General features: G+C 35.2%; 14 protein-coding genes. All 14 read left to right on the top strand.

The window, feature by feature from the left end; genetic code table 11:
- Window positions 1–31 precede the first annotated feature (31 nt).
- The 14 genes from porW to KBJ98_RS12360 all read left to right on the top strand — a co-directional run bounded on the left by porW (window position 32) and on the right by KBJ98_RS12360 (window position 13012).
- Window positions 32–2659: a type IX secretion system periplasmic lipoprotein PorW/SprE gene (gene porW, locus KBJ98_RS12425; protein WP_210791108.1), complete on the top strand. Its 2628-nt coding sequence runs from the start codon at window positions 32–34 to the stop codon at window positions 2657–2659.
- Window positions 2660–2661: 2 nt separating this feature from the next.
- Complete coding sequence (locus tag KBJ98_RS12420; protein ID WP_166132659.1) at window positions 2662–3057, top strand: bactofilin family protein; 396 nt, start codon at window positions 2662–2664, stop codon at window positions 3055–3057.
- A complete protein-coding gene (locus tag KBJ98_RS12415; protein WP_166132660.1) occupies window positions 3035–3265 on the top strand; it encodes an AtpZ/AtpI family protein in 231 nt (76 codons plus the stop codon). The genes KBJ98_RS12420 and KBJ98_RS12415 overlap by 23 nt, the downstream gene beginning before the upstream one ends.
- Window positions 3258–3641 (top strand): hypothetical protein, encoded by a 384-nt coding sequence (locus tag KBJ98_RS12410; protein WP_166132661.1) that lies wholly within the window; start codon window positions 3258–3260, stop codon window positions 3639–3641. Before KBJ98_RS12415 ends, KBJ98_RS12410 begins: the two co-directional genes overlap by 8 nt.
- Before the next feature lie 130 nt (window positions 3642–3771).
- The gene (gene atpB / locus KBJ98_RS12405) at window positions 3772–4923 is read left to right on the top strand and encodes a F0F1 ATP synthase subunit A (RefSeq protein ID WP_210791106.1); all 1152 of its coding nucleotides are present in this window, start codon (window positions 3772–3774) and stop codon (window positions 4921–4923) included.
- 41 nt (window positions 4924–4964) lie between these two features.
- Entirely contained in the window at window positions 4965–5165 is a 201-nt protein-coding gene (gene atpE / locus KBJ98_RS12400) for an ATP synthase F0 subunit C (RefSeq protein ID WP_026708812.1), read from the top strand.
- A 77-nt stretch (window positions 5166–5242) separates the two neighbouring features.
- Entirely contained in the window at window positions 5243–5734 is a 492-nt protein-coding gene (locus KBJ98_RS12395) for a F0F1 ATP synthase subunit B (RefSeq protein ID WP_166132663.1), read from the top strand.
- Window positions 5735–5736: 2 nt separating this feature from the next.
- Window positions 5737–6270: an ATP synthase F1 subunit delta gene (atpH, locus tag KBJ98_RS12390; RefSeq protein WP_210791104.1), complete on the top strand. Its 534-nt coding sequence runs from the start codon at window positions 5737–5739 to the stop codon at window positions 6268–6270.
- Between the two features lie 37 nt (window positions 6271–6307).
- Window positions 6308–7885 (top strand): F0F1 ATP synthase subunit alpha, encoded by a 1578-nt coding sequence (gene atpA, locus KBJ98_RS12385; RefSeq protein ID WP_166132665.1) that lies wholly within the window; start codon window positions 6308–6310, stop codon window positions 7883–7885.
- A 70-nt stretch (window positions 7886–7955) separates the two neighbouring features.
- The gene (gene atpG / locus KBJ98_RS12380) at window positions 7956–8816 is read left to right on the top strand and encodes an ATP synthase F1 subunit gamma (RefSeq protein ID WP_210791103.1); all 861 of its coding nucleotides are present in this window, start codon (window positions 7956–7958) and stop codon (window positions 8814–8816) included.
- A 223-nt stretch (window positions 8817–9039) separates the two neighbouring features.
- Entirely contained in the window at window positions 9040–9483 is a 444-nt protein-coding gene (locus tag KBJ98_RS12375; RefSeq protein WP_210791102.1) for a GNAT family N-acetyltransferase, read from the top strand.
- A 124-nt stretch (window positions 9484–9607) separates the two neighbouring features.
- A complete protein-coding gene (locus tag KBJ98_RS12370; protein ID WP_210791101.1) occupies window positions 9608–11074 on the top strand; it encodes a lipopolysaccharide biosynthesis protein in 1467 nt (488 codons plus the stop codon).
- A 219-nt stretch (window positions 11075–11293) separates the two neighbouring features.
- Window positions 11294–11728: a dUTP diphosphatase gene (gene dut, locus KBJ98_RS12365; RefSeq protein WP_210791100.1), complete on the top strand. Its 435-nt coding sequence runs from the start codon at window positions 11294–11296 to the stop codon at window positions 11726–11728.
- A gap of 273 nt (window positions 11729–12001) precedes the next feature.
- Window positions 12002–13012, top strand: a complete 1011-nt coding sequence (locus KBJ98_RS12360; protein ID WP_210791099.1) for a sugar phosphate nucleotidyltransferase — start codon at window positions 12002–12004, stop codon at window positions 13010–13012.
- Window positions 13013–13247: the final 235 nt, after the last annotated feature.

Below are 13247 nucleotides of genomic sequence, written 5' to 3'. Positions count from 1 at the left end.
TTTCATAGTTAATTGATAAAAACGTTTTCCATTGAAAATCAATACATACAAATCCTTACTTACACTCCTTTTCCTTGCTGTAGTAGTAGCGTGTTCGACCAAAAAAGACACTTTTTTAGCCAGAAATTCGCATGCTTTGAGCACAAAATACAACATTCTGTACAACGGCCAAGTAGGTCTAGACAAAGGTATTAAGTCCCTTCAAATGGGTAGCGACGATAATTTTTGGGATATTTTACCCATCGAAAAAATGCAAGTTTCGGATGAATTTACACCCGAAAAAGCCAAAAATCCAGACTTTGAATTAGCCGAAACTAAGGCAACCAAAGCCATTCAAAAACACTCCATGAATATTGGTGGCAAAGAAAAAAATTTCCAAATTGATGAAGCTTATTTGATGCTAGGAAAGGCAAGGTACTATGATCAACGTTTTGTACCTGCTCTTGATGCATTCAATTATATCCTTTACAAATATCCCAACAGCAGCAAGATTTACGAAGCAAAAGTTTGGCGCGAAAAAACCAACATGCGTTTGGGTAACGATGCACAAGTAATCAAAAACATTAGTAAATTATTAGATGACCGTAAAGTACAAAAGCAAGTTTACGCTGATGCCAATGCACTTTTAGCAGCCTCTTTTTTGAATTTAGAAGAAAAAGACAGTGCAGTTGCTAAATTAAAGCAAGCCATTAATTTCACCAAAGTAAATCAAGAAAAAGCCAGATATCGTTTTGTTTTAGGACAATTATATCAAAAAGCTGGCTACAAAGACAGTGCAGTAACAACCTTTCAAGAAATCATTGCAATGAACCGAAAGGCTGAACGCAGATTTGTTTTGCAAGCGCATGCCAAAAAAGCAGAACTGTTTGATTATCAAAACGGAGATACAGCTCTGTTTGTAAAAACATTTGATAAATTACTTAAAGATAGAGAGAACAGACCTTTTAAAGATTTGATTTTGCATCAAATGGCAGTTTTTCAAGACAAGCAAAACAATCAAAAAGCGGCTATTGCTTTGTATAATTCTTCACTCAAAACCAATTCAAAAGATTCGTATTTGGTAGCATCCAACTACCGCAATTTGGGTGATATGTATTTCAAGAATGCATCTTACGCTTCAGCTGCTAAATACTATGATAGCACTTTAGTTAAACTCAATAATAAAACTAGAGAGTTTGCTAAAATTGAAAAAATCAGAAAAAATCTAGACGAAGTAATTGCCTACGAAGCCATTGCGCAACGCAACGACAGTATTCTAAAAGTTGTTGCTATGAGTCCAGAGCAGCAAAACTCTTTTTATGAAAACTATATTGCACAACTCAAAGAGAAAGACGAGCAAAAAAAACTGCTTGAGGCTAAAAATAAAGAACTTCAAGAAAACCGAGAACGAAATGCATCTATTAGCTCTGCCGATCCTAGTGGTGGTTTTGATACCTTGAATGCAGCTCCAGTTCCCGGTATGGCGCCTCCGTCTATGAATCCTATTGGGGCTCCACAGCCTGGTAGCAGTTCTTTTTATTTTTACAACGCAACCACTGTAGCCTTTGGTAAAGTCGAATTTAAAAAATTATGGGGCGATAGATCTCGTAATGGCAATTGGCGCTTTTCAGGAACCAAAGTAGGTAACACTGCTGTTGCCGCTGATGACGCAACTACAGCAACAGATACAACAGCTGCCGTTGCTACTATTGAAAAGCCAGAATACAGTACGCTTTTTTATACCAAGCAATTACCCACTGATGCAAAAGAATTAGATAGTATTGCCAAAGAGCGTAACAGCGCCTATTATAATTTAGGTATTGTTTACAAAGAAAAATTCAAAGAAAACGAACTAGCAATAAGCAAGCTAGAGCAGTTACTTTTAAACAATCCAGAGGAAAAGCTGGTGTTACCTACGCTGTATAATTTGTTTAAATTGTACCAATCAACAAATGCTGCAAAGGCCGATGCTATGAAAACTCGAATTTCACAGGAGTTCCCTAATTCTCGTTATGCGCAAATTATAAACCAAAATGCGCAAAGTACAACAGCAATAGCTGATTCTCCCGAAACGGAGTACAACAAATGGTATAAATTATTCGAAAAAGAAGACTTCAATACGATTTTATCTAACATTGATAATTTGATTGTACAGTTTTCTGGTGACGAAATTGTTTCAAAATTCGAATTGCTAAAGGCCAATACACTAGGTAAAGTTAAAGGACTTGCAGCCTACAAAAAAGCGATGCAAGATGTAGTAGACAATTATCCTAATAGTGAAGAGGGTAAAAGTGCAGCCTTGATTTTAAAAGAACAAATTCCAGTATTAGAACAATTGAACTTTAAACCTGCTGTAGCTAGTAACTACAAAATTTTATACCAAGTAGGCGCTCGTGACGATGAAAAGACAAAAGCTTTGGAGGCGAGTTTGAAAGCATTTTTTGAGGGTGAGAATTTACAAAAGCTATACCTATCTTATGACTTATATACCGATAACAATGCGTTTATAACAATTCACGGCATACCTACACAAAACTACGCTGCAGATATTTTAACAGTTTTAGCAGAAAATAAAAAATACAATCTCACAACACCTGCTATAATTATCGCATCAGAGAATTATAGGATTGTGCAAATCAAGAAAAATTTAGAGAGTTACCTAGCCCTCGAAAAAAAATAACTATGTTCGATAAAAAACAAAAATCATACACCGATCTTTTGGGTAAAACCAATAGGATTGTTGAAGGGACCACTATTAAAGGAGATATTATTTCGCAAGCTGATTTTAGATTAGACGGTCACTTGGTGGGTAATTTTCAAACTGCTGGTAAAATTGTAATTGGCCCCGCCGGAAGTGTTACCGGAGATATTATTTGTAAAAACGCAGATATTGAGGGGAAATTTGAAGGCAACATCAAAGTTCAGGAACTTTTGAGTGTAAAAGCAAAGGCGAGTATTCAAGGGCAAGTAACTGTTGGAAAATTAGCAGTAGAGCCAGGTGCAACTTTCTCTGCGGCTTGTTCGATGCAAATTCAATCTAAAAATCCAGAGGTACATGAAAAAGAAAGCAGAAAATAATGCCAAATGGTTGGTCTTTCTAGCAATACCTTTTCAAATGGGTACTATTATTTTTGCATTTACCTATCTTGGAATCTGGCTAGATGATAATTACAGCCAAGCTGATTCTTCTGTTTATACTATCGTACTTTCACTAATTTCTGTTTTTATTGCCTTGTATAATGTAATACGGCAAGTAAAAAATTTAAACAATTCTAAAAATGAATAAAATTTTACCTTTTCTTAAGGCTTTAATTCCTTTTACCTTATTACTTTTTGTCGTACAGTATTATGCAGTACAAACTTTTGGTTATCAAAAAGACCTGTTTTACAGCACAGAGAGCGTTTATGGATTTTTACTAATCACCACTATACTTATATATGTATTACTGCTTTTTGTGAATCAAAATTTTCCTGATTTTACTGGCTTTGCATTTTTAGGAACAACATTTATAAAGATGATGGCAGCGGTGGTTTTTTTGTGGCCATTAATTAAAGCCGAAAACGTTGCAACTAATCTTAATATCGGAGCTTTTTTCATTCCATATTTCCTATTTTTACTTTTTGAAACCGTTTTTGCGGTTCGATTGATAAATAAAAGATAGGTTGACTGCAAATAATGCAATAGCACTCAAAATTGATTTTTTAAAAACATGATTATAATTTTCAATTTTGAATTAAATATGTACCTTTGCAAAAAATTTTAAAAACGTAAAATCAGATACACAATTAATAATGGTAATTTCAAAAAAATCACTTCAATTCCTGTTAGTTACTTTTGTAGCGTGTATGCCGTTGGTAAATTTCGCAAACCCAGCCGCGGATAGTCTTCAAAATCATACCGAAAGCGTGGCAACTGTTGCTGATGCGCATGCTGAAGCGGGTCATTCTGCTGAAAAAGAATTCAATGCTACGGAATTGATCAATGAGCACATTGGTGATTCGCATGAGTTCCATATTGCTGATTGGGCGGGTCACCCGATTTCGTTTTACTTACCTGTTATTTTATGGACAAACTCTGGTTTAGAAATTTTTTCAGCAGAGCAATTTCACCACGATAACGAAGGACATCATGTTGTAGATGTAAACGGTCAAAAATTGGTTCGTTTTAATGAAGTTATTTTTTATGCAGATAAATTTGAAACATTAACTGAAGATCAAAAAAAGGATGCTGCATTTCAATTTCAAGCAAGACCTCTTGATTTTTCTATAACTAAGAATGTATTCTCTATGTTAATGTCGGCTTTAGTGTTGTTCTTCTTGTTTTTTGCAGTAGCAAGATCGTACAAGAAAAACCCAAAAGCACCAAAAGGAATCGCTGGTTTCTTAGAGCCATTGGTTATTTTTGTTAGAGACGAAATTGCTATCCCAAATATCGGAATCAAAAAATACGCGAAATACATGCCGTATTTGTTAACGATCTTTTTCTTTATCTGGATCAACAACCTTATTGGTTTAATTCCGTTTTTCCCATTTAGTGCCAACCTTACTGGTAACATCTTCTTTACATTTGTATTGGCTTTGTTTACTTTTATCGTAACTACTTTCAGCGGAAGCAAAGATTACTGGAAACACATTTTGTTGCCACCAGTTCCAAAAGCATTATATCCTATTATGATACCAGTAGAAATTATTGGTATGTTGACAAAACCTTTCGCATTGATGATTCGTTTATTCGCTAACATCACTGCAGGGCATATTATCATCTTGAGTTTAGTCTCATTGATTTTTATATTCAAAACAGTAGCGGTTGCGCCAATTTCTGGAGCGTTCGTATTGTTCATGAGTGTACTTGAAATGTTGGTTGCTGCGTTGCAAGCTTATGTGTTTACGTTGTTAACTGCATTATTTATTGGTCAGGCTGTTGAAGAGCACGACCACCATTAATTTGTGTTTTATTAATTATTAACTATATTAAATTTAGTATTATGGTATTAGCTGGAATCGGAGCTGGATTAGCTGTTATTGGTGCAGGTCTAGGTATTGGAAAAATTGGTGGTTCTGCAATGGACGCTATTGCTCGTCAACCTGAGGCTGCTGGAAAAATCCAGACTGCTATGATTATTGCTGCTGCACTTATTGAAGGTGTTGCACTTTTCGCAGTAGTTGTTGCGTTAATCGCACAATAATTAAAGCTTAAAACTTCTTGATACGGTTGGTATCAAGAAGTTTTTATTTCTAAAACAAACTTTTTAAATATAAAAATATGAATTTAACAGCACCAGAGAGTTTAATATTTTGGACCTCTATCATCTTTATAGTTTTCTTTATCTTGCTTGGTAAATTTGCTTGGAAACCAATTTTAAGCGCCGTAAAAGGAAGAGAAGACTCTATCAACTCTGCTTTGGCTGCAGCCGAAACAGCACGTTTAGAAATGCAAAATTTAACTGCAGAAAATGAGCGTATTTTACAAGAAGCACGTTTAGAGCGTGATGCTTTGTTGAAAGAAGCTCGTGATATGAGAGAAAAAATGATCGCTGATTCAAAAGCGGATGCGCAAGCAGAAGGAGCACGTATGATCGAGCAAGCTAAAACAGCTATTGCTGCTGAGAAAAATGCTGCTATGGCTGAATTGAAATCACAAGTATCTACTTTGTCTTTGAGTATTGCTGAAAAAGTATTAAGAGAAGAACTATCTAACAAAGAGTCTCAAACTAAATTGATTGAGAACATGTTGGGTGACGTTAAATTGAACTAATTATGGCAAGTACTAGAGCAGCAAGTCGTTATGCAAAAGCAATTTTAGACCTAGCTAATGCTAAAGGTGTGGCTACTGAAGTGAATAGTGATATGAATAGTATTGCTACAGCTATCAATGGCAACCTAGAATTGAGTACTTTTATTCAAAACCCAACTATCAAAGTTACGGTAAAACAAAATGCTTTATTAGAAGTTTTTGCTGATAGCAATGCGGTTACTAAAGGTTTGTTTCAATTGTTATTTGAAAACAAGAGATTCGAAATCTTAGAATCTATTGCAGTTGAGTACGGGAAATTATTTGACTTTGCTAACGGAATGGAGCAAGCGCAAGTAACTACTGCTGTGCCAATGGATGCTGCATTAGAAGAAAAAGTTTTGGCTAAAATAGCATTGTTATCTGATAAAAAGGTAAGCATACAAAATATAGTAGATCCAGCAATTATTGGAGGATTTATTTTAAGAATAGGTGACAAGCAGTACAATGCTTCTGTTGCTAACAGATTACAAGTATTAAAAAGAGAGTTAAGTAATTAGTTTATTGCACATTTAAGTGTTTAAATCATAAAGTAAGATGGCGGAAATTAAACCTGCTGAAATTTCAGCAATATTAAGAAAGCAAGTAGAAGGTTTTGAATCTGGTGCTACACTAGAAGAAGTAGGAACCGTACTTCAAGTTGGAGATGGTATTGCTCGTATCTACGGGCTTTCTAATGTTCAATATGGAGAGTTAGTGGAGTTTGACAATGGTTTAGAGGCTATTGTATTGAACCTTGAAGAAGATAACGTGGGTGTGGTACTTTTAGGACCATCTACTGGTATCAAAGAAGGTTCTACTGCAAAAAGAACACAACGTATTGCTTCTCTTAAAGTAGGAGAACAAATGGTAGGACGTGTAGTAAACACACTTGGTTTTCCAATTGATGGAAAAGGACCAATTGGTGGAGACTTATATGAAATGCCATTAGAAAGAAAAGCTCCTGGAGTTATCTTCCGTCAGCCAGTTACTGAGCCATTACAAACAGGTATCAAAGCAGTTGATGCAATGATTCCAGTAGGTCGTGGACAACGTGAGCTAGTTATTGGTGACCGTCAAACAGGTAAATCAACTGTTTGTATCGATACTATCTTAAATCAAAAAGAATTTTACGATGCTGGAAAACCAGTATTTTGTATCTACGTAGCTATTGGACAAAAAGCTTCTACTGTAGCAGGAATTGCTAAAATGTTAGAAGAAAAAGGTGCTATGGCGTATACTGTGATTGTTGCAGCTAATGCATCTGATCCAGCTCCAATGCAAGTTTATGCTCCTTTTGCAGGTGCTGCAATTGGTGAATATTTTAGAGATTCAGGTCGTCCTGCTTTAATTGTTTATGATGATTTATCTAAACAAGCGGTTGCTTACCGTGAGGTTTCTCTTTTATTAAGAAGACCACCGGGACGTGAGGCTTATCCTGGAGACGTTTTTTACTTACACAGCCGTTTATTAGAGCGTGCTTGTAAAGTAATTGCTGATGACGGAATTGCTAAAAACATGAACGATTTACCAGATTCATTGAAATCTATTGTAAAAGGTGGTGGTTCATTAACAGCTTTGCCAATCATTGAAACACAAGCTGGTGACGTTTCTGCATACATCCCAACTAACGTAATTTCGATCACTGATGGTCAGATTTTCTTAGATGGTGATTTGTTTAATTCAGGAGTTCGTCCAGCGATCAACGTAGGTATTTCGGTATCACGTGTTGGAGGTAACGCTCAAATTAAATCAATGAAAAAAGTATCAGGAACTTTAAAACTAGATCAAGCACAATTCCGTGAATTGGAAGCGTTTGCTAAATTTGGTTCTGATTTGGACGCTGTTACTTTAAACGTTATTGAAAAAGGAAAAAGAAACGTTGAAATCTTGAAACAAGGTTTGAATGATCCTTATACTGTTGAAGATCAAGTAGCAATTATTTACGCAGGTTCTAAAAACTTGTTGAAAAATGTTCCTGTGAACAAAGTAAGAGAGTTCGAGAAAGATTTCTTAGAATTCTTAAATGCTAAGCACAGACCTACACTTGATGCTTTGAAAGCAGGAAAGTTAACAGATGAAATTACAGATGTAATTGAAACTGTAGCTAAAGAATTATCAGCAAAATATAACTAATTTAGTGAAAAGTGAAAAGTGAATAGTATAATTGTTCACTTTTTACGATTCACATTTCACTATACAAAAAATGGCAAACTTAAAGGAAATCCGTAATAGAATTACTTCCGTTTCATCGACGATGCAAATTACATCGGCTATGAAAATGGTTTCTGCAGCAAAGCTAAAGAAAGCACAAGATGCAATCACAGCAATGCGCCCTTATGCCGAAAAATTAACGGAATTATTGCAAAATCTTTCTGCTACTTTAGAAGGTGATGCCGGTGGTGAGTACACTACACAACGCGAAGTTAAAAAAGTGTTGTTGGTGGTTATTACTTCTAACAGAGGTTTAGCAGGTGCGTTTAACACCAATGCGATCAAAGAAGCAAAAAACCGTGCCGATTATTACACAGGAAAACAAGTTGATGTTTTTGCCATTGGTAAAAAAGGAAACGACGTATTGAGCAAAACTTTGAACGTTGTTGGTAATCAAAGTACTGTTTTTGATGATTTGACTTTTGATAATGTTGCTAAAATAGCGGATACTTTAATGGAGAAATTCGTTGGAGGTGAGTATGACAAAATTGAGTTGATTTACAACCAATTTAAAAATGCTGCTACGCAAATTGTTCAAACAGAGCAATTTTTACCTTTAGCATCTTTAAAAGCTAATGCTGCTGAAACTGCTGGTGATTATATTTTTGAACCATCAAAAGAAGAAATCGTGTTGACTTTGATTCCTAAATCATTGAAAACACAATTGTATAAAGGTATTCATGATTCTTTTGCCTCTGAGCACGGAGCACGTATGACAGCAATGCACAAAGCAACTGATAATGCAACTGAATTGAGAAATCAATTGAAATTAACTTATAACAAGGCGCGTCAAGCTGCAATTACTAACGAAATCTTAGAGATTGTTGGTGGAGCAGAGGCTTTGAAAGGATAAGAAAAACGTAGTTTTTCAAATCTTCAAAACGTTAGGATTTGAAAGTATAAAAATATTATTGTTTTATAATACAAAGAGTCAACTTCGGTTGGCTCTTTTTTTTATACTTTGGTTTGCGATAAATTAAATATCATCGTTAAGCTCATGAACTTAATCCTTTTCCTTGTTTTTTCTTGTTCTATTCCTCTGATTTTTTCTCTAATTTTACATTTTTAAAACGAACATGGAATTACACCTTATAGAACTTACTACCAAAGAAGAAATGCTGGCGCAATACGATGTCATGCTACATTTGTACACCAACTTCACTTACGAAAAATACGATGCGTATCTTACGGATATGATTCCGCACAACTACAAACAAATTGCTGTTTTTGAAAGGGATGTTTGTGTAGGACTTTCAGGTTTGTGGTCTGGAACCAAACTTTGGTCGGGCAAGTACCTCGAAATTGATAATTTTATCGTTCACCCTGATCACCGTAAAAAAGGAATTGGTAAAATGATGACCGATTATGTAGATGCGAAAGCCAAAGAACTTGGCTGCACTATGATTGTATTAGATGCTTTTACAGGAAACTTCAATGCACATCGTTTTTACTATAACCAAGGATACGCGCCCAAAGGTTTTCATTTCTTAAAAATTATCAACGAAGACGGTTTATCTTAAGAATGCTATTTTTAATAGAAAACAGTTTTCACAAATCAAGTAGGATTTCTACTTCATCAATGGTTAAAATCACCATACAATTGTCTATTTTTGTTCCTATTGACCCCTTTAAAAGAAAATAATTTTGGGATTATATAAAAATCTTTTTAAACAAACAGCCATTTACGGACTCGCTACGGTTGTCCCACGAATGTTCAGTTTTATTCTGGTTCCATTATACACTGATTTACTTCCTAAAGCTGAATACGGTAAGGTTTCTGTCATTTTTGCTTACATGATTTTCTTTAATGTACTTCTTGCCTATGGGTTTGAAACTGCTTTTTTTAGGTTTTATAATAAAGAGAATGATAAAAAATCGGTTGTTGAAACAGCATCCGTTTCACTTTTTTGGTCCTCAATTGTATTTTTAGTCATAGCCTTACTTTTCCGCAATAAATTAGGCATTTGGTCTGGTCTTGATGAGCAATATATCACCTACACCATTTGGATTTTAGTGCTTGATGCCTTGGTAATTATTCCTTTTTCAAAATTAAGAGTCAACCAGCAACCTATAAAATACGCTATAATCAAAATAGGAAATGTTGTAGTTAATTTGGTTCTAAACTTATTCTTTTTGAGTTATTTACCCGCAATTGCAAAGTCAAATCCTGATGGTTTTTTAGGTTCATTGTACATAGCTGATTTTCAGGTAGGTTATATTTTCGTATCCAACATTGTTGCTAGTTTGCTCACATTTTTAGTATTGTCACCATCCTATTTAAAACTAAAATGGAATTTTGATTATCAACTTTGGAAACGCATGATGCAATACGGAATGCCCATTATGGTAGCCGGAATTGCATTTGCCATCAACGAACAGTTTGATAAAATTTTATTGGCAGAACTTTTGCCAGCCAATATTGCCGATGCAGAGGTGGGCGTTTACTCCGCTTGTTACAAACTCGGTTTGTTTATGGTCTTGTACCGTACTGCCTACACTTTAGGTATCGAACCTTTCTTTTTCAGCCATGCTGATAGTAAAGATGCACCACAAACCTATGCCACAATAACCAAATATTTTGTCATTTTTGGGTCGTTCATATTACTCTCCGTTATCGTTTTTGCCGATGTTTTAAAACTAATTATGATTCAGGACGAGTCCTATTGGGAAGCTATGAAAGTAGTGCCCTTAATTATTCTAGCTAATTTTTTCTTGGGCATTTACACCAACCTTTCCGTATGGTACAAACTCATTGATAAAACGTATGTAGGTGCTTACATCTCAATCGTAGGAGCCATCATCACACTAGCGCTCAATTACCTGCTAATCCCAACCATGAGTTATTACGGTTCGGCCATAGCCACCATAGCCGCTTATGGTAGCATGATGACCATCTCTTATTATTTCGGAAACAAATACTATCCCATACCGTATGACAGCCGTAAAATTTTTATGTATCTCATTATTTCAATCGGATTTTCAGCGATTTCATTTTACGGATTCCGGGAGAATTATTTCATAGGAATCCCGTTATTGCTCGTGTTCCTTTATTTTATATACCACAACGAAAAAGAATTATTAACCCAAATACTCAAACGTAAAGCAAAGTAGTATCAATTTTTTTAGAAGCTTATCGCGCCCTTCGTTTCAAGCTTTTTCCTAAAATTGTTTTTTTCTACGGCTCAAAAGGAGCTTCTTGCAGTCGCTCTTTTCACCCTCGAAAAAAATACAATTTTATAAAAAAAGGCTTTCCACTTCGGTCACGGCTAAAAAAGCGCACTTTCTAAATAAGACAATCTGATCCTGAAGACTAGCTCAAACAAATACATTATGAATATCAACATCATCAACAAATCACAACACGACTTGCCTAGTTATGAAACCATCGCCTCGGCAGGAATGGATTTACGAGCCAATATAACCGACCCAATTATCTTAAAACCATTAGAAAGAATAATCGTAAAAACAGGTCTTTTTATTGAACTACCTATTGGTTACGAAGCACAAGTAAGACCACGCAGCGGACTAGCTGCAAAAAATGGTGTAACCGTACTTAATGCACCTGGAACTGTAGATGCGGATTATCGCGGAGAAATTGGAGTAATTTTAGTAAATTTATCCAATGAAGATTTTACCATTCAAAACGGAGAACGCATAGCGCAATTAGTTGTCGCAAAGCACGAACGCGCCGAGTGGACTGTAGTTCAAGAACTATCTGAAACTTCAAGAGGTGAAGGTGGTTTTGGTAGTACGGGAGTAAAGTAATCAGTCGCAGTATTCAGTCACAGTAATCAGTCGCAGTTAACAGTTTTAGAAAATTATTAAACGAGAGGTTTCAAATATAAAGTTTCAAAAATCTGTTTAATCTTTTAAATCTGTGGGTCAATAAAATAAAAAAACTTTGCGAGCTTTGCGAAATCCATCGTGAACTTTGCGTTTAAAAAGTAAAATAAATTTAATAACTCAAAGATTGAAAAATTTAAAGATTTGTGACAATCATTAAATTTTTCAATCATTTAATCTTTCAATAAAAACAGCATGAAAATAATCGTTCCTATGGCTGGTCGTGGATCACGCCTTCGCCCACATACATTAACCATTCCTAAACCATTAATTCCTGTTGCGGGTAAACCTATTGTACACCGTTTGGTTGAAGATATCGCGGGAGTTTTAAATCAAGATATTGACGAAGTAGCTTTTATCATTCATGAAAGTTTTGGTCAAAAAGTGGAAGAAGAACTTTTGGCTATAGCCCAAAAACTGGGTGCTAAAGGAACCATTTATTACCAAAACGAAGCCTTAGGAACGGGTCACGCCATTATGTGTGCCAAAGAATCCTTGAGCGGACCAGCGGTAATTGCTTACGCAGATACCTTAATTCGTGCCGATTTTGACTTAGACAAGGAGGCCGATAGCGTAATTTGGGTAAAACAAGTAGACCAACCAGAAGCTTTTGGTGTGGTAAAATTAAATGCGAACAATGAAATCGTTGAGTTGGTTGAAAAACCAGCTACTTTTGTTTCAGACTTAGCGGTTATTGGGATTTACTATTTCAAAGATATTGCAGTACTTAAAAACGAATTACAGTTGGTACTTGACAATAACATCATTCACGGTGGCGAATACCAAATCAATGACGGAATCAAACAAATGATGGCCAAAGGCATGAAATTTGTCCCTGGCAAAGTGGAGGAGTGGATGGATTGTGGTAACAAAAACGTGACTGTAGAAACCAATTCTAGAATGTTAGGATTTTTACATACTGATGGTGAATCCTTAGTTGATGAAAGTGTAAAACTAGAAAACGCAACTATTATACCGCCTTGCTATATTGGTAAAAACGTAGTGTTGATTAATGCTACTGTTGGTCCAAATGTTTCCCTTGGTGATGGTTGCCATGTGGTAAATAGTACTGTAAAAAACAGTTTAGTACAAACGCATTCGCATATCAAAAATGCCGTTTTAGACAATGCCATGATTGGTAATCACGCTAGTTTTGATGGTAATTTTACCAGCATCAGCATAGGTGATTATTCTGTTTTAGAGTAAAAAAGTTCAATTCATTTCAAGTGGTAAGAATAAAAAAACCTTTTTTCACCATATAAGTCATGTAAGGTTTAGTTTCAATTGTGCTAGCCTTATATGACTTATATGTTTTCAAAAGAATTCTTGAAATAGATTTTTAAACCATTAAGAGATTTAAGAAAATTAAGTTTTTTGAGAATAAATTTTAAAAAACTTATATGACCTTATGTGTCTTATATGGTTATAAAAATAATTAGCT

The sequence above is a fragment of the Flavobacterium erciyesense genome, from assembly GCF_018069925.1.
In the GTDB taxonomy this organism is placed as follows: domain Bacteria; phylum Bacteroidota; class Bacteroidia; order Flavobacteriales; family Flavobacteriaceae; genus Flavobacterium; species Flavobacterium erciyesense.
Note: the sequence above shows the minus strand (reverse complement) of the source record. Positions and strands in the feature narration are given on the sequence as shown.

Bases quoted from the DNA above. Each gene is read 5' to 3' on its own strand.
- atpG (WP_210791103.1), top strand. From the start codon at position 7,956: ATGGCAAACTTAAAGGAAATCCGTAATAGAATTACTTCCGTTTCATCG.
- KBJ98_RS12420 (WP_166132659.1), top strand. From the start codon at position 2,662: ATGTTCGATAAAAAACAAAAATCATACACCGATCTTTTGGGTAAAACC.
- atpA (WP_166132665.1), top strand. From the start codon at position 6,308: ATGGCGGAAATTAAACCTGCTGAAATTTCAGCAATATTAAGAAAGCAA.
- KBJ98_RS12410 (WP_166132661.1), top strand. From the start codon at position 3,258: ATGAATAAAATTTTACCTTTTCTTAAGGCTTTAATTCCTTTTACCTTA.
- atpE (WP_026708812.1), top strand. From the start codon at position 4,965: ATGGTATTAGCTGGAATCGGAGCTGGATTAGCTGTTATTGGTGCAGGT.
- KBJ98_RS12415 (WP_166132660.1), top strand. From the start codon at position 3,035: ATGAAAAAGAAAGCAGAAAATAATGCCAAATGGTTGGTCTTTCTAGCA.
- KBJ98_RS12395 (WP_166132663.1), top strand. From the start codon at position 5,243: ATGAATTTAACAGCACCAGAGAGTTTAATATTTTGGACCTCTATCATC.
- KBJ98_RS12375 (WP_210791102.1), top strand. From the start codon at position 9,040: ATGGAATTACACCTTATAGAACTTACTACCAAAGAAGAAATGCTGGCG.
- atpB (WP_210791106.1), top strand. From the start codon at position 3,772: ATGGTAATTTCAAAAAAATCACTTCAATTCCTGTTAGTTACTTTTGTA.
- dut (WP_210791100.1), top strand. From the start codon at position 11,294: ATGAATATCAACATCATCAACAAATCACAACACGACTTGCCTAGTTAT.
- atpH (WP_210791104.1), top strand. From the start codon at position 5,737: ATGGCAAGTACTAGAGCAGCAAGTCGTTATGCAAAAGCAATTTTAGAC.
- KBJ98_RS12360 (WP_210791099.1), top strand. From the start codon at position 12,002: ATGAAAATAATCGTTCCTATGGCTGGTCGTGGATCACGCCTTCGCCCA.